Annotated in this window: 21 protein-coding genes, 1 tRNA gene and 7 pseudogenes; 13 read left to right on the top strand and 16 right to left on the bottom strand. The window is 60.5% G+C overall.

The features are described from left to right. Positions 1-115: 115 nt before the first annotated feature. Positions 116-1,228, bottom strand: coding sequence for a pyridoxal phosphate-dependent aminotransferase (locus ACW4PC_RS01555; protein WP_455872638.1), 1,113 nt, complete (start codon positions 1,226-1,228; stop codon positions 116-118). Positions 1,229-1,321: 93 nt separating this feature from the next. Continuing rightward, on the bottom strand, positions 1,322-1,729 hold the full coding sequence (locus tag ACW4PC_RS01560; RefSeq protein WP_455872639.1) for a PilZ domain-containing protein: 408 nt from the start codon (positions 1,727-1,729) through the stop codon (positions 1,322-1,324). A 270-nt stretch (positions 1,730-1,999) separates the two neighbouring features. Here ACW4PC_RS01560 and ACW4PC_RS01565 point away from each other — a divergent pair, with 270 nt between their 5' ends. Then, positions 2,000-2,446: a baeRF12 domain-containing protein gene (locus ACW4PC_RS01565; RefSeq protein WP_022714615.1), complete on the top strand. Its 447-nt coding sequence runs from the start codon at positions 2,000-2,002 to the stop codon at positions 2,444-2,446. A gap of 360 nt (positions 2,447-2,806) precedes the next feature. On the opposite strand, the gene ACW4PC_RS01570 is transcribed toward ACW4PC_RS01565, so the two are convergent. Then, entirely contained in the window at positions 2,807-3,673 is an 867-nt protein-coding gene (locus ACW4PC_RS01570) for a LysR family transcriptional regulator (protein ID WP_455872640.1), read from the bottom strand. Positions 3,674-3,949: 276 nt separating this feature from the next. After that, positions 3,950-4,300, bottom strand: coding sequence for a hypothetical protein (locus ACW4PC_RS01575; RefSeq protein ID WP_074067133.1), 351 nt, complete (start codon positions 4,298-4,300; stop codon positions 3,950-3,952). Positions 4,301-4,638: 338 nt separating this feature from the next. Here ACW4PC_RS01575 and ACW4PC_RS01580 point away from each other — a divergent pair, with 338 nt between their 5' ends. Next, positions 4,639-5,073, top strand: coding sequence for a glyoxalase superfamily protein (locus ACW4PC_RS01580; protein WP_455872641.1), 435 nt, complete (start codon positions 4,639-4,641; stop codon positions 5,071-5,073). A 20-nt stretch (positions 5,074-5,093) separates the two neighbouring features. Here the strand turns inward: ACW4PC_RS01580 and ACW4PC_RS01585 are convergent, their stop codons facing one another. The 8 genes and pseudogenes from ACW4PC_RS01585 to ACW4PC_RS01620 form a co-directional block, all read right to left on the bottom strand. After that, a complete protein-coding gene (locus ACW4PC_RS01585; RefSeq protein WP_455872642.1) occupies positions 5,094-5,255 on the bottom strand; it encodes a hypothetical protein in 162 nt (53 codons plus the stop codon). Between the two features lie 102 nt (positions 5,256-5,357). Beyond that, a complete protein-coding gene (locus ACW4PC_RS01590; protein WP_455872643.1) occupies positions 5,358-6,188 on the bottom strand; it encodes a helix-turn-helix transcriptional regulator in 831 nt (276 codons plus the stop codon). Positions 6,189-6,250: 62 nt separating this feature from the next. Further along, positions 6,251-6,463: a DUF1127 domain-containing protein gene (locus tag ACW4PC_RS01595; RefSeq protein ID WP_455872644.1), complete on the bottom strand. Its 213-nt coding sequence runs from the start codon at positions 6,461-6,463 to the stop codon at positions 6,251-6,253. Between the two features lie 91 nt (positions 6,464-6,554). Further along, entirely contained in the window at positions 6,555-7,352 is a 798-nt protein-coding gene (iolB, locus tag ACW4PC_RS01600) for a 5-deoxy-glucuronate isomerase (protein ID WP_455872645.1), read from the bottom strand. A 49-nt stretch (positions 7,353-7,401) separates the two neighbouring features. After that, positions 7,402-8,301, bottom strand: a complete 900-nt coding sequence (gene iolE / locus ACW4PC_RS01605; RefSeq protein WP_455872930.1) for a myo-inosose-2 dehydratase — start codon at positions 8,299-8,301, stop codon at positions 7,402-7,404. A gap of 21 nt (positions 8,302-8,322) precedes the next feature. After that, positions 8,323-10,167, bottom strand: a complete 1,845-nt coding sequence (gene iolD, locus ACW4PC_RS01610) for a 3D-(3,5/4)-trihydroxycyclohexane-1,2-dione acylhydrolase (decyclizing) (RefSeq protein ID WP_455872646.1) — start codon at positions 10,165-10,167, stop codon at positions 8,323-8,325. Between the two features lie 24 nt (positions 10,168-10,191). Next, positions 10,192-12,128, bottom strand: a pseudogene (locus tag ACW4PC_RS01615) (bifunctional 5-dehydro-2-deoxygluconokinase/5-dehydro-2-deoxyphosphogluconate aldolase). A gap of 94 nt (positions 12,129-12,222) precedes the next feature. Further along, a pseudogene (locus ACW4PC_RS01620) lies at positions 12,223-13,096 on the bottom strand (MurR/RpiR family transcriptional regulator). Positions 13,097-13,306: 210 nt separating this feature from the next. On the opposite strand from ACW4PC_RS01620, the gene ACW4PC_RS01625 reads away from it, so the two are divergent. The 4 genes and pseudogenes from ACW4PC_RS01625 (at position 13,307) to ACW4PC_RS01640 (ending at position 16,924) form a co-directional block, all read left to right on the top strand. After that, positions 13,307-14,422, top strand: a complete 1,116-nt coding sequence (locus ACW4PC_RS01625; RefSeq protein ID WP_455872647.1) for a Gfo/Idh/MocA family protein — start codon at positions 13,307-13,309, stop codon at positions 14,420-14,422. Between the two features lie 85 nt (positions 14,423-14,507). Beyond that, positions 14,508-15,726, top strand: a pseudogene (locus tag ACW4PC_RS01630) (NAD(P)/FAD-dependent oxidoreductase). 75 nt (positions 15,727-15,801) lie between these two features. Then, positions 15,802-16,080: a hypothetical protein gene (locus tag ACW4PC_RS01635; protein WP_455872648.1), complete on the top strand. Its 279-nt coding sequence runs from the start codon at positions 15,802-15,804 to the stop codon at positions 16,078-16,080. Between the two features lie 442 nt (positions 16,081-16,522). After that, positions 16,523-16,924, top strand: a complete 402-nt coding sequence (locus ACW4PC_RS01640; RefSeq protein WP_455872649.1) for a hypothetical protein — start codon at positions 16,523-16,525, stop codon at positions 16,922-16,924. 174 nt (positions 16,925-17,098) lie between these two features. Here the strand turns inward: ACW4PC_RS01640 and ACW4PC_RS01645 are convergent, their stop codons facing one another. Next, positions 17,099-17,428, bottom strand: coding sequence for an ATP dependent DNA ligase (locus tag ACW4PC_RS01645; RefSeq protein WP_455872650.1), 330 nt, complete (start codon positions 17,426-17,428; stop codon positions 17,099-17,101). Between the two features lie 605 nt (positions 17,429-18,033). Between ACW4PC_RS01645 and ACW4PC_RS01650 the strand changes: the two genes are divergently transcribed. The 4 genes and pseudogenes from ACW4PC_RS01650 (at position 18,034) to ACW4PC_RS01665 (ending at position 20,437) form a co-directional block, all read left to right on the top strand. Continuing rightward, a tRNA-Arg gene (locus ACW4PC_RS01650) sits at positions 18,034-18,126 on the top strand. 1,314 nt (positions 18,127-19,440) lie between these two features. Beyond that, positions 19,441-19,668 (top strand): porin, encoded by a 228-nt coding sequence (locus ACW4PC_RS01655; RefSeq protein ID WP_455872651.1) that lies wholly within the window; start codon positions 19,441-19,443, stop codon positions 19,666-19,668. Continuing rightward, positions 19,628-19,819 carry a porin gene (locus tag ACW4PC_RS01660; protein ID WP_455872931.1) on the top strand — a complete coding sequence of 64 codons (192 nt, stop codon included), beginning with the start codon at positions 19,628-19,630 and terminating at the stop codon, positions 19,817-19,819. The genes ACW4PC_RS01655 and ACW4PC_RS01660 overlap by 41 nt, the downstream gene beginning before the upstream one ends. Then, a pseudogene (locus ACW4PC_RS01665) lies at positions 19,816-20,437 on the top strand (porin). Before ACW4PC_RS01660 ends, ACW4PC_RS01665 begins: the two are co-directional and overlap by 4 nt. A 184-nt stretch (positions 20,438-20,621) precedes the next feature. Here the strand turns inward: ACW4PC_RS01665 and ACW4PC_RS01670 are convergent. Both ACW4PC_RS01670 and ACW4PC_RS01675 read right to left on the bottom strand, forming a co-directional pair. After that, positions 20,622-21,518: pseudogene (locus tag ACW4PC_RS01670) on the bottom strand (alpha/beta fold hydrolase). 73 nt (positions 21,519-21,591) lie between these two features. Beyond that, positions 21,592-23,655 (bottom strand): annotated as a pseudogene (locus ACW4PC_RS01675) (lytic transglycosylase domain-containing protein); the annotation flags it as partial. Positions 23,656-23,870: 215 nt separating this feature from the next. Between ACW4PC_RS01675 and dapA the strand changes: the two are divergent. The 3 genes and pseudogenes from dapA (at position 23,871) to ACW4PC_RS01690 (ending at position 25,769) form a co-directional block, all read left to right on the top strand. Further along, positions 23,871-24,755 carry a 4-hydroxy-tetrahydrodipicolinate synthase gene (dapA, locus tag ACW4PC_RS01680; RefSeq protein ID WP_455872652.1) on the top strand — a complete coding sequence of 295 codons (885 nt, stop codon included), beginning with the start codon at positions 23,871-23,873 and terminating at the stop codon, positions 24,753-24,755. 113 nt (positions 24,756-24,868) lie between these two features. Next, positions 24,869-25,349, top strand: a pseudogene (smpB, locus tag ACW4PC_RS01685) (SsrA-binding protein SmpB). A gap of 3 nt (positions 25,350-25,352) precedes the next feature. Next, a complete protein-coding gene (locus ACW4PC_RS01690) occupies positions 25,353-25,769 on the top strand; it encodes a DUF3830 family protein (RefSeq protein ID WP_039844409.1) in 417 nt (138 codons plus the stop codon). A gap of 3 nt (positions 25,770-25,772) precedes the next feature. Here ACW4PC_RS01690 and ACW4PC_RS01695 read toward each other — a convergent pair whose 3' ends face one another. Further along, a complete protein-coding gene (locus ACW4PC_RS01695; RefSeq protein ID WP_039844410.1) occupies positions 25,773-26,354 on the bottom strand; it encodes a LabA-like NYN domain-containing protein in 582 nt (193 codons plus the stop codon). Between the last annotated feature and the right edge of the window lie 57 nt (positions 26,355-26,411).

Here is a 26,411-nt window from a genome sequence, read left to right on the forward strand (position 1 = left end):
ATTGAGAGAAATAACAACCTCAAAAGAGGGGACTGGCGGGGCGCCTTGGAAGGGGCCGGGGCCGGGAGAACGGAAACCGCGACCGGCAGGAACAAGGCCGGCGCGGTCTTTTCATTTAGTCGAGCAAGCGGAGAACCTGGGGCAGGGCTTCCTCGAAGCGGGCCATATCCCGCTCCGGCCCGACGCTGACGCGGACGCAGCGGTTGAGCGGCGCGACACCGGGCATGCGGATGAAGACGCCGTGCTGCATCAGCCCGTCGACGATTGAGCGGGCATAGGGACCGTCGCGTCCGGCGTCGATTGCGACGAAGTTCGTGGCCGACGGCAGCGGCGAAAGCTGGTTGGCGCGGGCGATCGAGGCGATGCGTTCGCGCGCGGCATGGATATTGCCGACGACCTCGGCGAGATAGGCCTGATCCTTGAGCGCGGCAAGTGCCGCCGCCGTCGCCAGCCGGTTCATGCCGAAGTGGTTCCTGATCTTGTCGAAGGCCAGCGCCGTGCCGGGCGTCGAGATGGCATAGCCGACGCGTGCCCCGGCGAGACCATAGGCCTTCGAGAAGGTACGGGTGCGCACGACGTTCGGCAGGCCGATCAGCGCCTCGATCGAGGGAAGTGAGCCGGCAGGGCCGGTTTCGCTATAGGCCTCGTCGAGCACCAGCAGGCAGGTTTGCGGAAGGGCGCGGGCGAAGGCGACGATCCTGTCGGCATCCCACCAGCTTCCCATCGGATTGTCCGGATTGGCGAAGTAAACGAGCGGAGCGCTTTCGCGTTTCACCGCATCGAGCAGGCCGGAGAGATCCTCGCGGTCGTTGACGTAGGGCACCGTCACCAGCCGTCCGCCGAAGCCTGCGACGTGGAAATTGAAGGTCGGATAGCCGCCGAGCGACGTGACGACCGGCATTCCCGGTTCGATCACCATGCGGACGATCTGGCCGAGGAGTTCGTCGATGCCGCCGCCGATCGCGATATTGGCAGCCGTCACGCCGAGATGGGTCGCCAGCGCCTCGCGGAGATCGAAGTTCTCCGGATCGTTGTATTTCCAGATATCGCCGGCCTGCTCGCGCATTGCGGCAAGCACGGAGGGCGCGGGGCCGAAGCCGTTTTCATTGGCGCCGATGCGGGCCTCGACCTTGAGGCCGCGCTGGCGCTCGATGGCCTCGGGGCCGACAAAGGGAACGGTGGAAGGAAGGACGCTGACCAGCGGCGTGAAGCGCGAGAAGGCGGACATCGAAATGCAGGTTCCCGGGATGATGAAAAATCGCGCCAACAATAGGCACTGCCATCCTCAAGGCAAGGAAGATTATTCTATCGCGCGCGTAGCTTACGGTCTGCTTTCGATACGCGGTGCGCGATACGCTTCGAGCGCTTCGAGATTGCCGGCCATGAAGTCGGCGCGCACGACGCGCCGAAGCACTTCGGGGTCCAGCGTGTTGATGAAGCGGACACCGATGCGCTCGTTGTTGCGGTGGACCTCCGCGCAGCCGATGCGATAGGCAAGGCCGAGAATATTGAGATAGTAGTGTTTCGGCAGCCCGGCCGCCGACGAGACGACGAAGGTGGCGCCGCCGCGGGAAATATCCAGGATCTCCGCGCTTCGAAGCGAGATGCCGGTCAGGCACGGGCGCACTGCGACGATGCGGGCCGGGCGCCGCACGTTGAACTGTTCCCAGCGTACGTCGTAAACTTCCGATCTGACCGTAGCAAGGTGGGTTGCTCGGAGCATGGACATGACGCGGCTCTCCCTGGGCCAAGCTCATCCTGGCCCTGTTGTCGCATAGCGTCACATGAATGTTTTTCGCATTCGTCAAACGGATCGAGATAATTTTAATGAAAGCTAATTTTGTTTTAAGTGCACAGGCCTGATTTCGTCCGTTCAGGCATCGGATCACCTCTGCGAATCGATTTATGCATGGACCCTCCGAACTCTTTCAATTACTGTACGTTTTGCCTCTGTCGATGAAGCATTTCGCTTCGAATTATCATTTAAGAGGAAACGAAAATGGCTGACATCAAAGTGCCGTGGGAATCATGGGTCGTGGTCTGTGATGGTGCGAAGGCTTTGATCATGCGCAATGCAGGCAATGCGCTTCTCATGAACCTGCAGGTGCATGAAACGCTGAGCCAACCCAGCGAGCCCACCCGCGAACTCGGCACCGATAAGCCAGGACGGGCCCATGCTCCGGACGGCACGAGCGGCAGCGCCATGGAGCAAACAGACTGGCAGGAGCAGGCGGAAGCCGATTTTCTGAGGCGGATCGCCGCGAAGTTGGATAAGCTGGTCCGTGAAAGGAACGGTAGCCGCATCATCCTGGTTGCGCCGCCCAAGGCGCTCGGTACTTTGAGACCGAACCTGAGCGCCGAAGCACAGGCGGCCATCTCTGCGGAAGTCCCCAAAGATTATACCAACATGCCGGTTGACGAGATCGAGCGCCGCCTGGCTGCCTGATCGTATCACCGGAAGAAGAGCGCGGGCAAAAGGCTCGCGCTTTTTTCATCGTGAACCTCGCGGGATACCCCGGCGTCCAGGCCGGGGAGGAACGCGAGAGCGGCCTTTTGCCGTTTCCCGCTGGGATCTGACATATTCGGCGTTCACCGAGAGCGGTGCGCTGCCACAGCTTTCCCGCAAAGGAGGACGGCAACTACAAAACGCCCTTGTGGTAGCGCCCGGTGATTTCCCGGCGGCTCTCGCGCAGAAGTCGTCGGAACACGGCGTCTATGATCGTGGAGGAAGGGGAGCGGCTCTCAATAACGATCGGCGGAGATACGCGCCCCTTGGCAAATCCCCCGCTTTCAAGCGGGGAAGATGTTAACCACCGCTCTTTCGCCCTGCAAACAAATCCTCGTTCTCGCCGAAAAGCGCCGCAAGTCTGTCGATGACCGTGCGCACCTCCGGACGCTGGCGCTCGTCGTCATGCGCTGTGATCCACATGTCATAGGTGAGCGGCTCGATGATCGGTCCGGCGCGCGTCAGGCCGGGCTCAGCATCGCCTATGAAGCATGGCAGCACGCCGCGGCCGGCGCCGCCGCGGATCAGGTGGAAGAGCATATGTGGCGTGTTCGTCCAGCCGGTGATCCAATAGTCCGGCTGCTCGAAGGTCCATTTGTCCGCCGGTGTGATCGCGATGTCGGTGCCCAGCGAAATCCAGTTGCGGTTGTCATCGTCGAAGCTTGCCGCCTGGTAGGCGGCGTGCGCTACCGTTACCGAACGCCGGATCGCGATATTGCCGTTTTCCGGACGGCTGTGCCGGATGGCGATATGCGCTTCGCGATAGGTGAAATCGACGCCCGCGTCGCAGGTCTTGTAGCACATGCGGAACCGGTCTTTCGGCGTCCAGATTCTTGCCAAGTGGTCGGCGATGAAACGCGACGTCCAGCTGTCGGCAGCCGTCGAAACGATAGGCAGGGTCAGCACTTCGCCGCGCCAGTCGGAGATCGACTGCGCGGCCTCCTGCATCAGGCGTACGCGCTCCAGAAGCGCCGTGCCGTCCTTTGCCAGCAGATAGCCGGTTGGCCCACGTGTGAAGAGCGCGCGGCCCGTAGCGCGCTCGAGCGCCAGCATGCGCCGGCCGATCGTCGGCGCGCTCAGGCCGGTCTTTGACGCGGCCGCCGACAGTCCTCCGGCGGTCGCAACATGGAAGAAGAGTTGAAGATCGTCCCAGTTCGCGTCTTTCATTTTTGAAAACCCCCTTTCTTCCGCAGGCTCTACATTCGGCTGCGGCGAAGGCCTAGTTGAAGTGCTCCAACAGATAGATGGAGAACCTGACAATGCTTCTCAACTGGGCTGTTCTCTGGAACGAGCTGGAGACAAGAAACAGAAGCCGCCGCCGCGATCCCCTGGCAGACCCGCTCGACGGGCCAGAATGGGACGGCCTGCGGTGGCTCCTGCCGTTGATCGTGTGGTTTGCCGCGCGCCACAGTGCCCGCCCGCCCCACCGGGCAGCAAGGCGCGTCAGACGTCCGCTTCGAAGCTCAGGCGCAGCACATGGTGCAGGAATTCGGCATTGATCAGCATGTTGAAGCTGATCGTCACGAGCTCGCCTTCGCGTTTGACGACCGTCGAACCAATCTCATCGCGGATGCCGAGGATTTCCAGGAAGAAATGGTTCGGAACCTCGAGCGTTGGGCTCACTTCGAGGACGGCGCCGGCGAGATTGATGGTGCGGATCAGGCAGCGGACCTGCGTGCCGGTGCTGAGGTGATGGCCGACGAAAATGATCTTGCCGGGCCGGTCGAGCGAGAAATCCCGGTAGGATTTCTCCCGCTCGTTACTGTCGTCGTTGAGGTGCGTCTGAAAGGCCATTTCAGCCTCCGCTCGTTGTACGATTGAAAGGTAACGCATGAATGCTGACAGGTACTGAACCGGATCAATAGAATTTGAGCCTTATGCGTAGCTGGACGAAAAAACCCTTGATTTCGGCAATGGCGGAAGAGCCGGGCGGTGCATTCTGGGGCAATTCTTGACAGAGTGGGCCGCTTCGCCCATATCAAGCGCCGGTTCGAGGCGCCGGCCGCTCGCGGATGAAAGTCCATGGTGAAGTCCTCGAAGTTCACGTCGCAGCCAATTGGTGCATGCTGACTGACGGCAATGCGAGCTCCCCTTTGCAGTCAAAATGGCATGCCTTCCGAAAGGCTCAGCACATGACGACCTATCTTACCATCGATGAATTGAAGGCGCAGGCAAAGCGGCTCCGCCAGGCGATGGAACCACGCGGTACTGCGATTTCGCACAGTGCCGCGCTCGAACTCGTTGCCCAGCAACACGGCGTGCGCGATTGGAATACGCTTTCGGCTCTCGCAACAAAGCCGAACGCCGATCCCATCGCCGCGCTCTCCGTCGGCCCGCACGTGCGCGGCCGCTACCTGAACCAGCCGTTTACCGGCAAGGTTCTGGCACTCGCAGAGACCGGCGGTGGGCTTCACAAGATCACCATCCATTTCGATGAACCGGTGGATGTCGTGACCTTCGAGAGCTTCTCCGCGTTCCGGCAGCGCATCAACGCGCAGATTGACACGAACGGCGTCTCGCCGCGGAAGACATCGAACGGCCAGCCGCATCTGGTACTCGTTATCTAGCCGCGGGAGAGGTCCTGACCTTAGTTCTTGCCGGTCGTCGCTGCGGTTGCAGCGGCGTCGGCCTCCTTCAGCGCTGCGGCGCATTCTTCGCAGCAGACCTCGACGGTCTTGCCGCCGAGTTTAACGCTGATAGCCTCGGGACCGAGTTCGCAGTCGCAGGCAGCGCATGTGGTATTCTTCATCTGATGATCCTCCGGTTGATCGTCCCGCGACCGGGACAGGATCATAAGATCATCAGGAGGGGCATCGGCGCTGTCGAAATCTTTAGCGATCGCCCCTGCGCTTCACCTCAGTCGCGCCAGGCGTTGAAATTCGGCGGGCGTCTGGCCGAAGGCCTGCTTGAAGGAGGCACTGAAGTGGCTGTGGCTCGAGAAACCCAGATCGAGGCCGAGCGCGGTCAGATCCTCGTATTTTCCAAGAAGATCAAGGGCGCGGGCAAGGCGCAGCCGCAGCTGATAGCGATAGAGCGGCGTCGCTTCCACCTGCTGGAAAACCTGGGTGAGATAGACGGGCGAGACGCCGACTTCCTTGGCGATCTCGGCCAGGGTCCAGCGGCGCGCGAGATCTGAAGAGAGCACGAGCTTTGCCCGGTCGACGAGCTTCTGCCGTCCGGCGCTGGCGCCCGCTGCATGCGAGGTGCGCTCGCCGAGCGAGCGGCGCACGAGTGTCAGCGCCAGTGTCTCGGCCTCAAGCGGCTCGGCTGCTTTCCGGTGCAGGCCATGGCGCAGCAGCGCAACCAGCGCCTGAGCGCGCGGATCGATCCGGCGGCGCTGGCGGCCGAAGGAGAGGAGTTCGCCTGCCTGCACCTGCTCCTTCGGCGCAAGCTCTGCAAGGACGGATTCGTCGATCGCCAGATCGATGCAGGCATCGCCGCCTTCGACCGGATGGCTGATCCGGTAACCCTGGCCGGCATTGAAGAACAGCATCTGGTTGGCTTCGGCCACCGCATCGTTGCGGCCGACATGGCGCATGAAGACGCCGCGATAGGGATAGACGAGGCTTGTCCTGTGGGCGCATTCCTGGCCGCTCTTGTGACGGCACTCCCCACGGCAGACGATGTCACGAATCGTCACGGTCTTCGTCTTCAAGAGCAGGGCGGTTGATATCTGCGGCATCGAGTCTTCCAGGTCCGATAGGCGGCGATACGGGGGCCGGCCTATTTGCACGTTATCACACCTCAGTAGCGTGAATAGACATGGACGTCGCTTTCGGTCTGGCCGCGCGAAAGACCGATATCCTTGAGCTGGTCGTCTGAAAGCTCGAGCAGGGCGTTGCGATTGCGCCGTTCGGCCATCCAGCGCTCTGCCGCGATGAGGATTGCAAGCAGCCATGGCTGCATCGCAGGCGAGGAACGGAACCGCCGGGACGGGATAAAGATTGAGCCGCGCATGATGATCCTCCATCCTTTCTGATTGGATGAAGGCAGTGAACCACCTGCGCGGCTTTCGCGCTGTCAGATTATTTAGCGATCGAAGGCGGCGCTACGCCTTCAGCAGCCATTCGTGCTCGGGCGCATTGTGGAACTTCCAGATGCGCTTCGGACCGGCCATGACGTTGAGATAGTAAAGGTCGTAGCCGTGGCAGGCAGCACAGGGGTGGTAGCCCTTCGGCACCAGCGTCACGTCGCCGTCTTCCAGCACCATCACCTCGTCCAGCGAGCGGTCGTCGGTGTAGACGCGCTGGAAGCCGAAGCCCTGGGGCGGGTTCAGGCGGTGGTAATAGGTCTCTTCGAGGAAGCTTTCGTTCGGCAGGTTGTCCTGGTCGTGCTTGTGCGGCGGATAGGAAGACGTATGGCCGCCCGGCGTGATGACTTCGACGACCAGCAACGAATGCGCCGAGCTGTCGTCCTCCGGCATGATGTTGTTGACGTAGCGGACATTCGTGCCCTTGCCGCGCGTGAGTGCCGGATGCGTGCCCGGCGGGATCGCCTTGGCCTCGTAGGTGCCGCCGCCCGGTGCCGAGCAGACGGCGAGTTCCAGATCGGTCTCGGCCGTCACCGACCAGGTCGATTCCATCGGGATATAAAGCGCATGCGGGCTGCCCTCAAAGGGGCTCATGCGCTCGCCGAGCGTACCGAAATCCTTGGTACCGGCCTTCGCCTTGCCCTTGCCGCTCACCCAGACGAGGCAGACCTCGCGGTCGCCGGTCTCGCCGGACGCAGTTTCGCCCGGCTTCAGCCGGTGGAGGTCGAAGCCCACATAGGTCCAGCCGGCATTCTCCGGCGTGACATGGGTGACGCGGCCGTTCGTGCCGTTCGGCTTGACCTTGAGATTGGGCATGGTGGTTTCTCCTTGTAAGCTCTTGGGGGGCCTGGCTCCGGCGGTCAACTCAGGTCTTGTCCAATCCAGCTTCCTTCGCAAAACCCTTCAGCGCCTTCAGCCCCATCGTCTGATACTCGAACGGATTGCGCTTGAGCGGGTCCTGCTCGGCTTCGATAACCAGCCAGCCCTCGTAACTGTGTTCGGCGGCGACCCTAAGGACCGACAGGAAATCGACGCCGCCCTCCTTGTCGCCAGGGACCGTAAAGACGCCGCGGCGCACGCCTTCGAGGAAGGAGAGCCTGTCACCCTCGACCTGATTGCGTATTTTTGGGCGGACGTTCTTCGCGTGGATATGGCGCACGCGGTGCATGTACTTCTTCGCGACGTCCACGGGATCGCTGCCGCCGAACCAGGCATGTCCCGTGTCGAGCAGCAGCTTCGTTGCCGGGCCGGTATTCTCCATCAGCTTGTCGATCTCGGCGCCTGTCTGCACGACCGTGCCCATATGGTGATGATAGACGAGATCGATCCCCTGATCGGCGCAATATTGCGCGATCGCCTCGATATCGGCGCCGAACTTCTTCCACTGATCGTCGGCGAGAGCCGGCTTGTCGGCGAGGGCTTTGCTGTCATTGCCGTGGATGGCGTTCGACGTTTCGCAGACGATGCACACCTTGCAATCATTGGCCTTGAGCATGTCGAGATGCGGCTGGATCGCTTGTTTCTCGTCCTCGACACTGTGGTCGAGCAGGTTCAGCGAGTGCCAACCGGATACGAAGACGAGCTTGTGCGCGGCGAGCACTTTCTTCAGTTCGTGGCCGTCGGACGGCATCTTGTGGCCCTTCTCGATGCCGTCGAAGCCGATCTTCTCGCAATCGCTGAGGCAGTCCTCGAGCGTCAAATGCGCGCCGATCGTGCGGTCGTCGTCATTGCTCCAGGCGATGGGGTTGGTCCCGTAGCGGATCATCATTGTCTCCGGATATGTGATTTAGCGTTGATGCTTGCGCGCTTCGACATAGTTCTTGCGCGCCTTGTTGACCTGTTCGCGCGGGCTGACCTCAGGAACGGCGACATCCCACCAGTGACCGCCGGCTTCTGTCGTGATCAGCGGGTCGGTATCGATGACGAAGACCGAGGTACGGTCGTTCTTCTTCGAATCGGCAATCGCATTCTCCAGTTCGGCAATCGAAGAAACCTTGACCGCGATGGCGCCCATGCTCTCGGCATGCGCCCGGAAGTCGATTTCCGGCATCACCTGGTGGTAGGAGTCCTTCAGCAGGTTGTTGAAGTTCGCACCGCCCGTTTCCATTTGCAGGCGGTTGATGCAGCCGTAGCCGCGGTTGTCGAGCAGGACGACGTTCACCTTGATGCCCATCATCACCGAGGTTGCGAGCTCGGAGTTCAGCATCATATAGGAGCCGTCACCGACGAGAACGAAAACCTCCTTATCGGGGTTGGCCATCTTGGTGCCGAGGCCGCCGGCGACCTCGTAACCCATGCAGGAGAAGCCGTATTCCATGTGGTAGCTGCCGGGGGCTGTTGCTGGCCACAGCTTGTGCATCTCGCCCGGCAGGCCGCCTGCGGCACAAAGGCCGATCGCCTTTTCCAGTTCGATCGAGCGCGTCACCGCGCCGATCACCTGCGCATCCGAGGGCAGGGCGGCATTGGTGGAAGCCATCGCCTTGTTGGCAGCATCCATCCAGACGTTCTTTTCCTTCGTCGCCCTTTCCGTGAGTGCCGCCGGTGCCCTCCAGCCGCCAAGCCCTTTCGACAGCGCCTTCAGGCCTTCGCGGGCGTCGGCGATCAGCGGCTGACCGTCATGCTTGTAGGCATCGTAGGCGGCGATGTTGAGGCCGAGGATCTTCAGCTTGTCGTTCTTGAACAGCGCCCAGGAGCCGGTCGTGAAGTCCTGGCAGCGGGTGCCGACGGCGATGATGAGATCGGTTTCCTCGGCAATGGCGTTGGCAGCCGAAGTGCCGGTGACGCCGACGGAGCCGAGCGCCAGGGGGTGGCGCTCGTCAATCGAGGATTTGCCGGCCTGGCTGACGACGACGGGAATGCCGTGGGCCTCGACGAAGGCTTTAAGTTCCTGCGTCGCCTGTGAATAGAGCACGCCGCCGCCGGATATGATCACCGGCTTTTCGGCGGATTTGATCAGCGTGATCGCAGAGGCCAGTTCATCGGCGTCCGGCTGCGGACGGCGGATCGTCCAGACCTTTTCTTCGAAGAGGCTCTCCGGATAGTCGAAGGCTTCCGCCTGGACGTCCTGGCAGAGGGAAAGCGTCACCGGGCCGCAGTCCAGCGGATCGGTCAAGACCTGCATGGCGCGCTTCAGCGCCGTGATGATCTGCTCGGGGCGGGAAATGCGGTCGAAGTAGCGCGAGACCGCGCGAAAGGCGTCGTTGGCCGAAACCGTGCCGTCGCCCCAGTCCTCGATCTGCTGCAGCACCGGATCGGGCGCGCGATTGGCGAAGACATCGCCCGGCAGGAAGAGCACCGGGATGCGGTTGACATGAGCGACGCCGGCCGCCGTCACCATATTCAATGCGCCGGGGCCGATCGAGGTCGTGCAGGCCATGAACCGCTGGCGGAAGCTTGCCTTTGCATAGGCGATCGCCGCATGCGCCATGCCTTGTTCGTTATGTGCGCGATAGGTCGGCAGCTCGCCGCGCACCTGATAGAGCGCTTCGCCCATGCCGGCGACATTGCCGTGGCCGAAGATCGCCCAGACGCCACCGAAGATCGGCACCTTCTTGCCGTCGACGACAGTCATCTGCTTCTTCAGGAAATGCGCAACAGCCTGCGCCATCGTCAATCGGATCGTCTTGCCCATCGGGCACCTCCCAAATTCTCTTAATTAATGCAGGCCGCGGGTTTTCAACCAGGCCTCGGTCAGTCGGCGGAAGCGTCCGGCCATGTCGGCGATTGCTTCCTCGTCATTCATCTTGCCGGAGAGCCAGGCGCGCGCCGCATCGGCAAAAATGGTGCGGCCGACGGCAAAGCCTTTTACCGAAGGGGCGGCAAGGGTTGCCTCGAAGCCCTTCACGAGCTCTTCGGCCGGCGCCTCCAGCCCGAGCAGCACGATACCGCGGCACCACGGATCGTTCTTGGCGATCACGGCGTCGATCTTCCTCCAGGCAGCCGTCGAGGCCTGCGGCTCCAGCTTCCACCAGTCCGGCTTGATACCGAGCGCGTAAAGCTCTTCCATCGCCGTCGAGATCGTGTCTTCGGTCAGCGGGCCGTTCTTGCTGGCGATGATTTCCACCAGCAATTCGCGGCCGATCTTGCGCGCGGCCTCAAAGAGTGTGCGCAGCTTCTCCTGCTGCTTGCTCTTTAGATCGGTCGGATCATCTGGATGATAGAAGCACAGGCACTTGATGCAGTGGTCGAGCGGCCATTCGACAAGCTGCGAACCGATATCCTGGCTGAACTCGAAGCGCAGTGGCTTTGAACCCGGCAATTCGACCGGCCGTCCGATCCAAGAGAAATTCTTGCTCGCGGCATCGAAGAAGGCGTCACGGCCGAACCGCTCGTCGATCAGCATGCCGTAGCCGTCGCGTCCGCCGGCAACGCGCGCTGCCGCTTCGACGGCCAGCCGCTTGAAGGCGACGATCTTCGTGTACTCGACGCCCAACTCGTCGCAAACGCTGGTGAGTTGCGACCGATGGTCGATGGCGAGCGCCATCAAAAGCGGAATATCGCCCTTGCGCGTCGAAGCCCAGTGAATGTGGTTGATCGCCTCGTCCTTGCGTAGCGCGCGGTGCTCGCTGCCGTTCTTCAGGAAGAAATCGAGCTCCGCCCAGGTCGGATATTCCGGCGAGCAGAGCAGGCGGGAGACGGCAAAGGCGCCGCATGCATTGGCCCAGGTGGCGCAGGTCTTCAGTGGCTCGTCCTTCAGCCAGCCGCGCAGGAAGCCGGACATGAAGGCGTCGCCGGCGCCGAGCACGTTGAAGACCTCGATCGGAAAGCCCTGGCCGATGATGCCTGCTTCCAGATCGTCGGCAATCGGTCCGTCGTAGACGATGCAGCCCATCGCGCCGCGCTTCAGCACGATCGTTGCCGGCGAGAGGCGGCGGATTTCCTTGAGCGCACCGAGCACGTCATCCGCGCCGGAGGCGATCAGGATTTCCTCCTCGGTGCCGACGATGAGGTCGCAATCCGGCAGCGTCTCCTTCATCTTCGAAGATACCCGGTCGGACTTCACATAGCGCTCGAAGCCTTCGGCATGGCCGGCAAGCCCCCGAGAGAATTCGGCCGATAGTCGATGTCGAAGATCACCTTGCGGCCATTCGCCTTGGCGATCCGGATCGCCTTTCGCTGCGCAGCCTGAGTGTTTGGTCGCGAGAAATGTGTGCCGGACACGAGAACCGCGCGTGACGACCGGATGAAGTCCTCGTCGATATCGCCCTCGTCGAGCGCCATGTCGGCGCAGTCCGAGCGATAGAAGATCATCGGCGAAACGCCTTCTGCTTCCACCGCAAGCAGCACGAGTGCTGTCAGCCGTTCGTTGTCTGTCCGGATACCCTTAGTTTCCACACCTTCGCGCGCCGACTGCTCGATGATGAAGCGGCCCATCTGTTCGTTGCCGACGCGGGTGATCAGGCCGGACTTGAGGCCGAGGCGCGCCGTGCCGATAGCAATATTGGCCGGGCAGCCGCCGACGGATTTGGCAAACGAGCCGATGTCCTCCAGCCGCGAACCGATCTGCTGGCCATAGAGATCGACGGAAGAGCGGCCGATGGTGATTACATCAAGAGACGGCTCGGGCTGCAGGCCCGGATTCGATTGTGCCATGATGTCACTCCCGCTACGATTCCTGCAGGACCTTGCCGCCTGCAGATTTTGAATAATGAAACATTGGTTCCGAGTTTTTGTCAATTCGGAATGTTTATTCCATTTTCTCTTTTGCGGTTTTGGGATGGTGAAGTTTGCGCCGGCGCTCGGCGATCGCCACCGGCAGCGCCATCACCAGCGCCATGGAGGCGGAAAGCGAGCGGAAGCCGGCAAAATCAGCTTCGGCAACCTCGATCCAGCAGGCGGCGCGGGCCGCAAGCGGCGAGAAAGCCGAAATCGGTTATCGCGACGACCGGCACGCCGCGATCGGCCAACCCTTCGGCCTGGCTGAGGCTGTCGGCAGCGTAGGGCGAGAAGCTGGCGGCGATCGCCGCATCGTTCGGCGTTGCGAACTGCACCATCTCCGGATCCACCCCATTCGGCGAAGCGACGATCTGGTGGCGGATGCCAAGTTTCGAAAGGGCATATGTCATATGCGCCGTGAGCGGATAGGAGCGGCGTTTCGCTATAAGATATATGGTGTCCGCCGCCGCCAGGATATCGACGGCCCTGGTGAAGGTCTCCGTCTCGACGGTCGCCGCCATGCGGTTGATGGATTGGGTGGCCGCGGCGATGAACCCTGAAAGCAGATTGGCATCTTCGTCACCTTCGGATTGCTCCAGCGTGGCGAGGCGCTCCTCGTAGCTCAGCGTCCGGTCGCGCAGCCGCTCGCGGAAAATACTCTGGAGATCGGAGAAGCCCTCATAGCCGAGGTGATGGGCGAGCCGCACCAGCGTCGACGGCTGGACGTCCGAAGCCGCCGCAATGCTCGCCGTCGTGCCGAAGGCAATCTCGTCCGGATTGCCGAGCGCAAAGGCGGCGACCTGGGCCAACCGCTTCGGCATGCTTGCCTTGCGCTCGATGATCGTGCTGCGCAGGCTTTCGAAATCGCGAGGCACGCGCACAAATCTCTTGGTGTCGTTATCCATGCAGGCGGTCCATAGGATGAAACAAATATTCCATATTGAAAAGCATAAATGATTTCGCTTTTCGATCCTAACTGTTTTTGATCCCCTCGAAATCAAGGATTTTGAACAATATTCGGCATCGGCTGATGCAAATGACGCAGCCGTGCAGCCTTGTCAAAACGGTCCAAATATTCCGAAAAATCACCGCGGACATGGAGGAGACTACGGAAAATGAAACCACTCGGCATCGGTTTGATCGGCACCGGTTATATGGGCAAGTGCCACGCGCTCGCCTGGAATGCGGTAAAGGCTGTCTTCGGTGATGTCGAGCGTCCAAGGCTCGTCCATCTCGCCGAAACCAACGCAGACCTCGCCAAATCGCGCGCCGCCGAATTCGGCTTCGAAAAGGCGACGGCCGACTGGAAGGCGCTGATTGCCGATCCGGAAGTCGATGTCGTCTCCGTTACCACGCCGAACCAGTTCCATGCCGAAATGGCAATTGCGGCGCTCGTGGCCGGAAAACATGTGTGGTGCGAAAAGCCGATGGCTCCCGCCTATGCCGATGCGGAGCACATGCTGAAAGCGGCGAGGGTTTCCGGCAAGGTAGCCGTTCTTGGATACAATTATATCCAGAACCCGGTCATGCGGCACATCAAGACGCTGATCGGTGAGGCCGCGATCGGCGCTGTCAACCACATCCGCGTCGAGATGGACGAGGATTTCATGGCGGATCCGGAGGGCCTCTTTTATTGGAAGAGTGAACTGTCTTCCGGTTTAGGAGCGCTTGACGATTTCGCCGTGCATCCGCTCTCGCTGCTCTGGTATCTCTTCGGCCACGTCGAAGCGGTCATTACCGACATGGTGAAACCTTATGCCGACCGTCCGCTCATGGAAGGCGGTCGCCGTGCGGTCGAGAATCACGATGGCGCAAACGTCCTGATGCGTCTTGGCGGCGGCATCTCCGCCGTACTGATGGCAAACCGTGCCGCCTGGGGCCGCAAGGGCCGCATCGCACTGCAGATTTTTGGATCGAAAGGAGCGATCGCCTACGATCAGGAACGCATGAACGAATTCGAGCTCTATCAGGCCGAGGGCCGCAGCACCGAGCAGGGCTTCCGCAAGATCCTCGCAGCGCCCGCCCACCAGCCTTACGACCGCTTCATTCCCGCGCCTGGCCATGGCCTCGGCTTCAACGACCTGAAGATCATCGAATGCCGAGAGCTCATCCGCGCCATTTCCGGTCAGCCGTCGTCCTTGGTCACGTTCGAAGACGGTCTCAGGATAGAGAGGTCGGTGCATGCCATGGCACAGTCCTTCCACGAGCGCCGCTGGATCGAGATCGGCTGACGGGCAAGATCGCTTCCTGTTGACGGCGCCAAGGGCGGGGTCTACGTCTCGCCTCAATAATAACGCTGCTTCTGGGAGTGGGATCGTGACGGACAGACTGGTAATCATCGGTGCGGGGCAGGCGGGCTTCGCGATGGCCGCAAAGCTGCGCGCGCTGCACGACACTCGCCCAATCACCATTATCGGCGCCGAGGACGTTCTGCCCTACCAGCGGCCGCCGCTTTCGAAGAAATACCTGCTCGGCGAGATGACCTTCGACCGCCTGCTGTTCCGCCCCGAGCACTGGTATCCGGACAATAATGTCGAAATCCGCCTCGCGACGTGGGTCGAGCAGATCGACCGCGACAAGAAACAGGTCGCGCTGCAGGACGGCTCGATCCTTGACTACGGCACGCTGGCGCTGACCACGGGTTCGGCGCCGCGCAGGCTGCCGGCAGCCGTCGGCGGCGACCTCGACGGCGTCTATGTCGCCCGCGACAAGCGCGATGCGGACCTTCTCGCCGACGAGATGCAGCCCGGCCGGCGCGTCCTTATTATACGGCGGCGGTTATATCGGTCTCGAAGCGGCAGCCGTTGCGCGCTATCGCGGCCTCGAAGTGACCGTCATCGAAATGGCCGACCGCATTCTCCAGCGCGTTGCCGCCGAGGAAACGGCCGATATCATCCGCGCGATCCACGAGAGCCATGATGTCGTGATCCGCGAAAAGACCGGGCTTAAGCGTCTCGTCGGCAGGGATGGGCATGTTTGCGGCGCTGAGCTTTCTGACGGATCGGTGATCGAGATCGATTTCGCCATCGTCGGCATCGGCGTCGTGCCGAACGACCAACTGGCCAAGGAAGCCGGTCTTGACGTTGCGAACGGCATCCTCGTCAACGAGTTCGCCCGCACCTCGGACACGTCGATCTTTGCCGCCGGCGATTGCGCCGTGCAGCCCTGGCAGGATGGGCGGATAAGACTCGAATCGGTGCAGAATGCCGTCGACCAGGCTGAAGCCGCCGCTGCGGTCATCGCCGGCGGTGACGCGCCCTATGACCCGAAGCCGTGGTTCTGGTCCGATCAGTATGACGTGAAGCTGCAGATCGCCGGCTTCAACCTCGGCTACGACGAAACCCTTTTGCGCCCCGGCGCCCGCGAAGGCGCGCATTCCGTCTGGTACTTCAGGAACGGCCAGTTCATCGCCGTCGACGCGATCAACGACGCAAAGGCCTATGTGACGGGCAAGAAGCTGCTGGAAACAAGAATCAATCCCGACAAGGCCGTGCTGGCAGACGCGGCCGCCGATCTCAAGCAGTTGCTGGCTTAAGATCACAGCATTGTTTTCCTCTTCAACGGTCCTCGCAACTTCGCAAAACATGCGGATCGAGATCCACATGACGTAATGGAGGACCTCTCCGCAGAGGACTGCGATGGCATAATCCTCACCGCCTACATCGACTACTGCATCGCGTCTGGTCGATCCCCAATTGTCGTGGGAGCGTTCATTGCGTGGTTTGCTGCCGTTTATCCATCAAAAATGGGAACCTTCTTTGCGATTGAAGCGGACCGATTTTTCCCCAATCTTCAGGGACAGTCCCGTGAGCACCAGATCCGTGCGGCGCGTGCCTTCTTGGTAAGTCCAGTCGATCGGGCGCTGTTGGACCATCACGGAACGAAATGACGGATGGCTGGCGGTGGAAAGACCTCAAACGATCGGGGCAAGATTTCCGCTTCGAGTGAGCAGGCGCTAGAATGGGAAGCCCCCGTCCCGAACGGAGAATGCTTCGCGAAAACCCCGGAACTCCGGGGCAGACTGATATCGACGATCTCTGTCTGTTCCGGTTCTGTCCAGTGAAACGGTCCGCAAACGGTCCGCTCGGAAGGATCTGTTCTCACGGATCAAGGTTCCACGCGATGACAGACAGGGAAGTGACCGGGTCGACAGGACCTCGATCGACAAGATGTATTTGGGTGTCATCGGACGCGTAGTTATTCGAAATTAAGCGCGAGCTGAATTTAAAAGAAACTCAGCGATTTGCACACGGAACTCTTCGCCTAGAGCTTCGTTTGCTCCACACGTGTATCGGATGCGTTGCATCCCTAGACAGCGAGTGAGGAGCAAAATGTTGATACGTCTCATAGCCGCTACCGCCGTCCCCCTTCTGCTGACTGTCCCGGCATTCGCGGACTGCAGTCAAGAACTCGCAAAACTCGAGCAAGCTGTAGTTTCCGCGGAAACGGGTGCAAGCGGCAGCAAGTCCGGTGTTCCCGTTACGAAGCACCAGGAAGAGGTTATGCCCGGCAAACAGAAGCAGGGCGTTGGAACTGAAACAACAGGATCAACCGGTACCCAGACGGAAGCGATTTCGCCCCATCAGGAACAGGTAACCGGAAAACGGACTGCCGAAAGTGCCGACAAGCCAAGCCAGATCCTGGGGGAAGCCCGCAAAATGGCGCAGGCCGGTGATGAGCAGGGCTGCATGAAGAAGTTGGCGGAAATCAAAGATCTCATTGGCGAACAGTGAGGACCTTGTCTGGCAATGACCTGCTAAAACGCCTTTCCGACCGCCGCACCGGTCGATCGAATGATCCGATCTTGGACCTCGTCGAAATCTTGAGCAATGCATTCGGTGCAGATCGCTCGATGAGTCAAGAAGTGCTCGGGATCTGGTAAATCTCCGCATTCTCCTCCGGCTCCCTCAGCCCTTTATAGGAGATGCCGCAGCTTGCCAGTCGTGTGTCCAGCCGCGATACTCGACCTCCGCAATCAGCGTCGGCTTCACCCAAACGATATATTTGCGCCGGCCGGAATACTCCACCGGCGGTTTCTTTGCCTTAAGCTTGTCGAGAGCTTCGCGCAGTTCCCGCGCGGTGCGCTCGCTGAAGCCAGTCCCGACCGATCCGACATAGATCAGCTTTCGGCCATGGCGCGCACCGAGCAGCAGTGATGCTATGCCTGCACGCGCGACAAAGGAATGCTCGTAGCCGACGATCGCGAAGCCGTCGCTCTGGATGCATTTGATCTTCAATTCCCTCCGGCACCTTGACGTCCGCAAAAATGGCGGTGCTGCGCGATACGAAGAACGGCAAGGAGCGCATGGTGAACCTCTGCCCGCGGGTCGTGGCGGCCCTCTCGACACTTCCCAACCTCGGCAGGAAAGGACCTCTCTTCCTGCGCTACGATGGTCGCCCCTATGAAGAGAGAGAGGCAGGGGCTACAAGTTCTCTCTTCTGGACGCGCGCGGTCACCGAGATGGATTTCGATGTCTCTATATATACGCCCCACGTCGCGCGGCATTCATGGGCGACGTGGTTCTACAGCCAGACTAAGGATGTCGTCAGGCTGAAGGCGGAAGGCGGTTCGGGAATCGGACGAGTGGGAGCGCTACATGAAAACTGGCCAATCCCTGGATCGGAAAACTTGGCCGAGAAACGTCAGCTTCGAGCTTCGATACCGAGAACGAGAGCAGGATCGGAGCTTCTGCGGAAACTTTGCGGGAACGGTCCGGAAACTGATGGTTGTTCGCGTCTGCTTCGTGTTTTCGAGTCGACAGCACGATTTTCACAATTCTCTGCGGCCCGCCTCAAAAATCCCTTGCAATCCTAAGCCCATCGACGTGCTTGAGGCCGCACCGGAGAGGTGGCCGAGTGGTCGAAGGCGCTCGCCTGCGAAGGTGAGTATACGTCAAAAGCGTATCGAGGGTTCGAAATCCCTTCCTCTCCGCCACGAAACGTTTTGTCCAGCCCGCACACCGTTAGGCAACGATCTTACCTAACTGTAGTGCACCCCGATTTTGCGCACGGAAAACCGGTCAGCGGTTCTTCCGTTAGGAGAACTGATGAGCACGGACGATCCTGGGCGGCGGTTCAGTCGCGAGTTTAAGCTGGCCGCGGTTCAGCGAATGGCTGCCGGGGCAATGTCACCTATTTCTCTTGTCGGGACAGTTACCTGTCTCTCGGGTCGGGCCCCAATGACGTGAGAAGTGCGGTGGCATCCGCGCAGATTGCGCACAGTTTGGGCCGGCGTTTGCGGCTTTCCGCTGAAAACTCCGAGATCGTTGTGCAGGTGCGTCCGCTCAAATTCGTCGGTCGCAATTCCGAGCGAAGCCGATGCTTCTCGAACCCCAGCCCCTGCATTCGCCAGCCATGTTCAACGCGTATGCCGGAACACATGTGGCGTCGGTGTTTATCCCCCAGCTTTGCTCGGGCACGAACCGCGCGAAAAGCTTTGTGCGGTTTAATCACTTTGGCGCCGTAGTGGTTGATGACGTGCAGCGTCGGGCTTCGCCTGTCGATCTCCATGCTCTCACCTCGCGTCAGTAGCGCAGGAAGGTCAGAAGCCGGGGAGGGATCGTCACCGGTGTCTTGCAGACGCTCTCCCTGCGCCTTCCGGTGGAAAACACCGCGTCAAGATCGAGCCTGCCGTCAGGGATGTGTTTGGCGTGCCAGCTGCTGCCTGACCATCGCCGACAATCGCGTTCCGGTATCAAGGCCGACCACCGCTCCTCCGAGCAATCACCTATCTCGCAGCTGGGGGGAAATCACAAAATCGGTTTGATAGAAGATCCTTCCGCGCCAAAATCGCCTGAAGAATCAATTCTCACCCGGAAGCGATTCCTGCGGTGAAGCGTCGTCAGATTCGGATGCCCCCTCACGCACGGTCGCATTGCAGGGGCTGTCATACAAGACCGCCCAGATCGGGCTGGAAATTGGTATCAATGCGGCACAGGATGCGTCGTGCCATACATGTGAGGCGATGCTAAACCCCTGCAAAACCGGCAGTTTCTTAACAAACCATAAAGAAATGAGGCGGCGCCTGCCCGACTTGTGGCCTTTCAGCAACAGGGCGGCGGTAAGGCTCGCTGCAAACCCCCCATCGGAGTAAGTTGGTGATTGCGTGACAGGCGCGGTCTTGTATTTTCAACCTCGGAAGCGAGGGCGGTTGATCGTCCGACTTCTTGAAACATGGGGATGGGGCAGGGAACGCTGCTCAAGGCGAAAAATCCCAGACCCGATCGAAACTTTGAATTGGAGGTCATCTATGAACATCAAGAGCCTTCTTCTCGGCTCCGCTGCTGCTCTCGCAGTAGTTTCCGGTGCTCAGGCCGCTGACGCTATCGTCGCTGCTGAGCCGGAACCGGTTGAATACGTTCGCGTCTGCGACGCTTACGGCACCGGCTACTTCTACATCCCGGGCACGGAAACCTGCCTGAAGATCGAACGGTTACATCCGCTTCCAGACCGACTTCACGTTCGGCGACCTCGCTGATAACGGCGGCGGCGAAGACTGGTCGGCCCGTACCCGCGGTCAGGTTGCCTTCACGGCGAAGAGCGACACTGAATACGGTCCGCTCACCGGCGTTATCGTCTATCAGGCAAACTTCCGCCCGAACGGTGACATTGCCAACGAGCCAGGATGATCAGAACGACACGGTCATCGCATGAAGCCTACATCGATCTCGCCGGCTTCCGCGTTGGTAAGTTCGTCAACTGGTGGGATGATGACTTCTCCGGTGAAACCGAAGTTATCAACAACGAACACCGACTTCAACGCGATCCGCTACCAGTACGAATCTGGCGACTTCTACGCCGGTATCGCTGTTGAAGAGCTGACCCGTACCGGTGGTGTTTCCAGACGACCTCGACAACGGTGGCAACAACATCGGTATCGACGCTGCTGTCGGCGGCAAGTTCGGCGCCATCAGCTGGAGAACTTCTACGGCGGCTACGACCTCGACCGCGCCGATGGTGCTGTCCGTGGCATCATGCGTACGGCAGACATCGGCCCGGGCACCTTCGGTCTCGCCGGTGTATATGCCAGCGGCCCGAGCGACTACTATGACAACGGCGAATGGGCTATTGCTGCTCAGTACGCTGTCAAGGCAACTGACAAGTTCACCATCACCCCGGCTGTTCAGTACACCGACAACATCGACATCGACGCAGACGAAGATTTCGACGGTGGCAGCGAATGGCTGCGCCGGCGTTACGCTCGACTACGAAATCGTCGAGAACCTGACGACGAAGGTTACGGTTAACTACATCAGCCAGGACCACGACGATGGCGATGAAGACGAAGACGGCGTAACGGGCTTCTTCCGCCTGCAGCGTTCGTTCTAATCTAATCTGATCTGACTTCGGTCAAATCGGGAAGCCCGGCTTTCGAGCCGGGCTTTTTGCTTTGCGGGTGTCTGCTTCCGACGGCCCTGAGACGGATGCCTATTAGAGGTCGCGGAGAAAGCGACGGATTTCCTCCGCCACATCATCGAGATGCAGCAGCGGCGCATGTCCCTGACTTCTTGCTGTGAACTGCCGTGCTGCCGGATGCCGCCGCAGCATCTCTTCGACCGTTGCCTTTGACAGCAGTTTTGAAGTCTCGCCGCGGATAACCAGCAGCGGTACCGCCGCCATTGCGTCGAACGGCGTCCAAAGATCCGGCAGCGGCTTGCTGAAATCGGCAGCGATCACTGCTTCGGGGATGGCCGGATCGATATCCGTGACCAATCCATCATCGGATTCGCGATAGATTGCGTAGGCCATGCCGCGCCAATCGCCGGCGGAAAGAGCGGGAAATTCCGCCTCGTGCAGTTTCGCGAAGCAATCCGGCCGCATCGTCCCAGTCACGGGGCCTTCGTGGGTTTGCGAGATAAGCTTGAATATGCCGAAGCCCTTCCAGTTCGAGCACCGGGCCGACATCGTTGAGCACCACGGATGCCAGCAGTTCCGGCTTCATCTCGGCGATGAGATGCAGGATCAGCCCGCCACGTGACGTTCCGATGAAGGCGGCTTGGGTGATGCCGAAGGCGGCGCAGGCGGTCAGAACGTCGGTTGCTTCCACGCCGAGATTGTAATTCTGCTTGTTATCGTCCCACGCCGAGCGGCCGCGTCCCCGATAGTCGAGCGCGATCACGCGTCTGGGACGCTCGCGGGTCCTTCGGAGAGGATCAGCGCAAGCTGATGAAAATCGCGGGAATTGCGTGTCAGGCCGGGAAGGCAGATTACTGGCGGGGAGACGGATGCCGACGGATTCCCGGCTCCATAGTCGCGGGCGTAGAGCTTGAGCCCGTCGACTGACGCGTATCTCTTCTCCTCGAAGCCTTCGGCGGTGTTTGAAAACATTGCGATTTCCCGAGATTGCGCTCAGGAAATCTAGCCTGCTTCGGCGTCGAAGCAAATCGATCAGGATGAAGACGCGCCCGCCGATCAGGTCGCGCTCGATATCCGGCGTCTGCCCGAGCCGCGCCTTATAGACCTCGTAATTCTCCATCACGCGCTGGACATAGTTGCGCGTTTCCGGAAAGGGGATGCGCTCAATCCAGTCGACGATTTCATTGATGGATTTGCCGCGCGGGTCGCCGTAGCGGCTGATCCATTCGGGCACGCGCTTCGGCCCGGCATTATAAGCGATAAAGGTCAAGATGTAGGAGCCGCCGAAGGCGTCGATCTGTTCGCCGAGATAATGCGCGCCGAGCGTGGCGTTGTAGCCGGCGTCCGCTGTCAGCTTGTCGGCTGAGTAGGTGATGTTGTGGCGCTTGGCGACTGCCTTGGCGGTCCCGGGCAAAAGTTGCAGAAGGCCACGGGCGTTGGCGGGCGAGACGGCGGCGGGGTTGAAAGCGCTTTCCTGCCTTGCGATGGCATAGGCGAGCGCCTTGCCCGAGCCTGAGATATTCGCGTTCGAGGGAATGACGCCGACAGGGAAGGCCAGCGCCGCGACATCGATCCCGCGCGCATAGGCGATCTTGCCGACCTGCAGCGACAGGTGATGGTTGCCGGAGCCTTCCGCCTGCGCCGCCAGGATGGCAAGTTCGCCGGCACTTTGAAGCTGCTCGGCGAGCGCCAGGTAAAGGCTTGCCGCACGCCAGCCATGGCCTGCGGCCTCAAGGCGCGAAATCGCCTGAACGGCTTCGCGGGATTGGAGGTGCTGCCGGTCTTCCCTTGTGGGCGACGGATAGGAGACGTTGAGTGTCTTGCGCCCCAGCCGCTCAGCTGCGAGCTGACCGTAGAAAGTGCTCGGGAAGTTTGCTGCTTTTGCATAGAATTCGCTGGATTTGCCCGCCCCGCCGGCTTCTGCGGCACGGCCCAGCCAATACCAGGCCCGCGAAACGGAAATCGGACCGTTCGAAACCTGAAGAATCTTGCGGAAATGCGTCTCGGCCGTCGCCGGATCCTGCAGTCCGCGCAACGCGTACCAGCCGGCGTGGAATTCGGCTTCGACAATATCTGCCGGGTTCGTCGCGACGTGGTTGGCGACGACGCGGTAGGCGGCCTTGAACTGGCCTTGGTCGACCAGGCCGCGGCTGACGATACGCTGCTCGTTCCACCATTCGCCGGAATTCACCAGTTCATCGCGCGCCGAAGGCATTTGCGCCAGAAGCTTGGCGGCTTCGGCATATTTGTCCTGCTTGCGCAGATATTCGATGCGGGCAAACAGATAGCCTGGGTCATTCGACCATTTGCCATCGACGGCATAAAGGAGCGCGCCGGCATTGGCTGCCTTGCTCGCGACCGCCGACCATGCCTCGTAGAGGGACTGCGCCTGGCCCATGTCGCCGAAGCGCTTGGCCTGCGCCGTCCGGCCGCGATACATCAGATATTCCATGCGCGCCTTGTGGTCGGCGGCGCCGAGCAGTGCTGAGAATTCCGCCAGGATCTTGTCTTCGGTCTCCTTGTCGAGTGCTTCGCTGCGCCAGACCTTGCGGATATGTTTCGCGGCCTGTGTTTGTCTGCCGGCAGAGACCAGCGCTCGCGAGAGGATCATCGCGCCTGGGGTCGTTTCCGGCGCGGTGTTGCCGAAAGCTGCAAGGATTGCAGCCGGGTCCGGATTTTCGTCGTAGAGTGCGCGCTCGGAATAAGCGCGCAGCTTGGTAAGTCCCGGCCAGCCTTTGAGTTCCTGTGCCGCGCCTGCGATTTCATAAGAAGGCACGCCCTTGATGCCGGAAACGGCAATCGCCCATGTCAGGATATGCCGGTCGAGCGTGCCCTTGGCCATGCCGTTGCGGATCGAGATGGCCTGCTGCGCATTCTTGCCGGAAAGCGCGTCTAATCCGGCCTTCAGGTTTTCGCTCACGGGAGCGACGGTCGTGCTGCGCGGGATGGCGCCGGTCATGATCGATTGAGGTACCGAGGTTTGCGGCACAAAGCCGATCGGCCTTACCTCGGGTACCGGAGCGCCCGTGTCAGGCAGCGGCGAGGCGGCGCTGCTCCACGCGGCGGCCGCAAGGCCGACGGTGGAGAGGATCAACACAGCTTTTTTCATCCGGGATACTCGTCAGGAAAATATGCCTCGAGTTTCGCAACAGGCCTCTTAATGAAACCTTACCGAAACCGGTAAAATTCGTTCACATTTGATGTCGGAATTTGCCCTAAACCGATCCATGCGCGCTTGTCGCGGCGATTTCGCCGCTTTATGGTGCGCAACCTATATTCAAGGAATGCGGCTGAAGCGTGGATATCGGCCGTGAGGAGTTGCGCATGTTTAAGGGATCCATTCCCGCCCTCGTCACCCCCTTTACTGATGCCGGACTGGTGGATGAAGCCTCCTTCGCTTCCCATGTCGATTGGCAGATCAGGGAAGGCAGCAGCGGTCTCGTTCCGGTCGGCACGACCGGCGAGTCTCCGACGCTGTCGCATGGCGAGCACAAACGGGTCGTGGAAATCTGCATCGAAGCGGCGGCCAGGCGCGTGCCGGTCATGGCGGGCGCCGGCTCGAACAATACGCGCGAGGCGATCGAGCTTGCCCAGCATGCCGAAAAGGCCGGCGCCGATGCCGTGCTCGTCGTCACGCCTTATTACAACAAGCCGACCCAGAAGGGCCTGATCGCGCACTTCTCGGCCATCGCCGAGGCCGTCAGGCTGCCGATCTATATCTACAACATCCCCGGCCGCTCGGTGGTCGACATGACGCCGGAAACGATGGGCGCGCTTGCCAAGGCGCATTCGAACATCGTCGGCGTCAAGGATGCCACCGGCAAGATCGAGCGCGTTTCCGAACAGCGCATTACTTGCGGCAAGGATTTCCGCCAGCTCTCGGGCGAGGATGCGACGGCACTCGGCTTCAACGCCCATGGCGGTGTTGGCTGCATTTCGGTAACGGCGAATGTCGCGCCGCGTCTCTGTGCAGAATTCCAGGCGGCAACGCTTGCCGGCGATTACAATAAGGCGCTCGAATATCAGGACCGCCTGATGCCGCTGCACAGGGCGATCTTCCTGGAGCCGGGCCTCTGCGGCGCGAAATACGGCCTCTCCAGGCTCGAACGCATGAGCCGCAACGTGCGCTCGCCGCTGATCTCCACGCTGGAACCGGCGACAGAAGCGGCAATCGATGCAGCGATGCGTCACGCCGGTCTGCTGAACTGAGCGAAGCTGGAAGGCGGGTTGCGTCCGTCTTCACAAGTTTCGGCTGTTCTCCTACATAAGGGCAGGAAATGAGGGCGCGCGGTTTTGCGCGTCCGCAAGGATTGGATTAAGTCATGGCCCCCAAAGGCAGCCAGCGTATCGTGAAGAAGGTGGTGGCCGAAAACCGCAAGGCCCGCTTCAACTACGAAATCATCGATACATATCGAGGCCGGGCTCGTTCTGATGGGCACCGAAGTCAAGTCCTTGCGCGAAGGCAAGGCCAATATCGCTAAATCCTACGCTTCGGATGAAGGCGGCGAGATCTGGCTGATTAATTCCTACCTCCCGGAATATCTGCAGGCCAACCGCTTCAACCACGAGCCGCGCCGCCGCCGCAAGCTGCTGCTTTCGAGCCGCGAGATCAACAGATTGCGTGCCGGCATCAACCGCGAAGGCATGACGCTGATCCCGTTGAAAATCTATTTCAATGACCGCGGCCGGGCGAAGATGGAACTGGCGCTCGCCAAGGGCAAGAAGCTGCACGACAAGCGCGAGTCCGAGAAGGAGCGCGATTGGAACAGGCAGAAGAGCCGCCTGCTGAAGGACAATGGCTAAGCGATGCGAAGGCTGAAGATTTCGGTGGCGTCGCAAGTCTTCGTGGCGAAGCTGGAGGTCGAAAAGGCGCCGAAAACCTGCACGGCGTTCACGTCGCTGCTGCCGTTTCGAAATCAGACTATCCATTCGCGATGGAGCGGGGAGGCGATCTGGGTGCCGCTCGGCGATTATCAGTTCGGCGTGGATTTCGAAAATCACACCTGCCATCCGTCGCGTGGCGATATCCTGCTTTATCCGGGCGGGCACAGCGAGACAGAGCTGCTCTTTGCCTATGGCAGCTCGTCATTTGCGAGCAAGATGGGCGCTCTTGCCGGCAATCATTTCCTGACGATCGTCGAAGGATGCGAACAACTCGATGACATGGGCAAACTGGTCCTCTGGAAAGGCGCCCAGCCGATCTTGTTTGAGGCTTTGGATTGAGAATTACTCCTCGAAGTCGCTCGCCGGGGCGATCTCGACGGGCTTCTGCGGGCGTTCGGACGGGTCGCGGCCGATCTCGCTTTTCAGCGACAGCAGATCGATGAAGTGATCCGCTTGGCGGCGCAGGTCGTCGGCGATCATGGGCGGCTGCGTCGCCATCGTGGAGATGATCGACACCTTGCGGCCCCTGCGCTGAAGGGCTTCCACCAGGGTGGTAAAATCGCCGTCGCCGGAAAAGATGACAAGGTGGTCGACGGTTTCGGATTGCTCCATGGCGTCGATCGCCAGTTCGATATCCATGTTGCCCTTGATCTTCCGGCGGCCCATGGAGTCGGTGAATTCCTTGGCAGGCTTGGTGACGACCTTGTATCCGTTGTAATCGAGCCAGTCGATCAGCGGGCGGATGGAGGAATATTCCTGATCCTCGATCAGCGCTGTGTAATAGTAGGCGCGCAGCAGGTAACCGCGTTTCTGGAACGCTTTCAACAGCTTGCGATAATCGATATCAAAGCCGAGGCTCTTGGATGCAGCGTAGAGGTTGGCGCCGTCTATGAAGAGTGCAATTTTTTCGCGTGGGTCGAACATCGCATGCCAATCCAATTAGAGTAATCCAAATCTTCTTCGGTCAAAATTCCATAAAAA

This window comes from Rhizobium yanglingense (assembly GCF_977109285.1).

Bases quoted from the DNA above. Each gene is read 5' to 3' on its own strand.
- ACW4PC_RS01590 (WP_455872643.1), bottom strand. From the start codon at position 6,188: ATGCCGCAGATATCAACCGCCCTGCTCTTGAAGACGAAGACCGTGACG.
- dapA (WP_455872652.1), top strand. From the start codon at position 23,871: ATGTTTAAGGGATCCATTCCCGCCCTCGTCACCCCCTTTACTGATGCC.
- ACW4PC_RS01625 (WP_455872647.1), top strand. From the start codon at position 13,307: ATGAAACCACTCGGCATCGGTTTGATCGGCACCGGTTATATGGGCAAG.
- iolD (WP_455872646.1), bottom strand. From the start codon at position 10,167: ATGGGCAAGACGATCCGATTGACGATGGCGCAGGCTGTTGCGCATTTC.
- ACW4PC_RS01570 (WP_455872640.1), bottom strand. From the start codon at position 3,673: ATGAAAGACGCGAACTGGGACGATCTTCAACTCTTCTTCCATGTTGCG.
- ACW4PC_RS01580 (WP_455872641.1), top strand. From the start codon at position 4,639: ATGACGACCTATCTTACCATCGATGAATTGAAGGCGCAGGCAAAGCGG.
- ACW4PC_RS01555 (WP_455872638.1), bottom strand. From the start codon at position 1,228: ATGTCCGCCTTCTCGCGCTTCACGCCGCTGGTCAGCGTCCTTCCTTCC.
- ACW4PC_RS01690 (WP_039844409.1), top strand. From the start codon at position 25,353: ATGCGAAGGCTGAAGATTTCGGTGGCGTCGCAAGTCTTCGTGGCGAAG.
- iolB (WP_455872645.1), bottom strand. From the start codon at position 7,352: ATGCCCAATCTCAAGGTCAAGCCGAACGGCACGAACGGCCGCGTCACC.
- iolE (WP_455872930.1), bottom strand. From the start codon at position 8,301: ATGATCCGCTACGGGACCAACCCCATCGCCTGGAGCAATGACGACGAC.
- ACW4PC_RS01695 (WP_039844410.1), bottom strand. From the start codon at position 26,354: ATGTTCGACCCACGCGAAAAAATTGCACTCTTCATAGACGGCGCCAAC.
- ACW4PC_RS01595 (WP_455872644.1), bottom strand. From the start codon at position 6,463: ATGCGCGGCTCAATCTTTATCCCGTCCCGGCGGTTCCGTTCCTCGCCT.
- ACW4PC_RS01635 (WP_455872648.1), top strand. From the start codon at position 15,802: ATGGAGGACCTCTCCGCAGAGGACTGCGATGGCATAATCCTCACCGCC.
- ACW4PC_RS01560 (WP_455872639.1), bottom strand. From the start codon at position 1,729: ATGTCCATGCTCCGAGCAACCCACCTTGCTACGGTCAGATCGGAAGTT.
- ACW4PC_RS01575 (WP_074067133.1), bottom strand. From the start codon at position 4,300: ATGGCCTTTCAGACGCACCTCAACGACGACAGTAACGAGCGGGAGAAA.
- ACW4PC_RS01585 (WP_455872642.1), bottom strand. From the start codon at position 5,255: ATGAAGAATACCACATGCGCTGCCTGCGACTGCGAACTCGGTCCCGAG.
- ACW4PC_RS01565 (WP_022714615.1), top strand. From the start codon at position 2,000: ATGGCTGACATCAAAGTGCCGTGGGAATCATGGGTCGTGGTCTGTGAT.
- ACW4PC_RS01640 (WP_455872649.1), top strand. From the start codon at position 16,523: ATGTTGATACGTCTCATAGCCGCTACCGCCGTCCCCCTTCTGCTGACT.
- ACW4PC_RS01655 (WP_455872651.1), top strand. From the start codon at position 19,441: ATGAACATCAAGAGCCTTCTTCTCGGCTCCGCTGCTGCTCTCGCAGTA.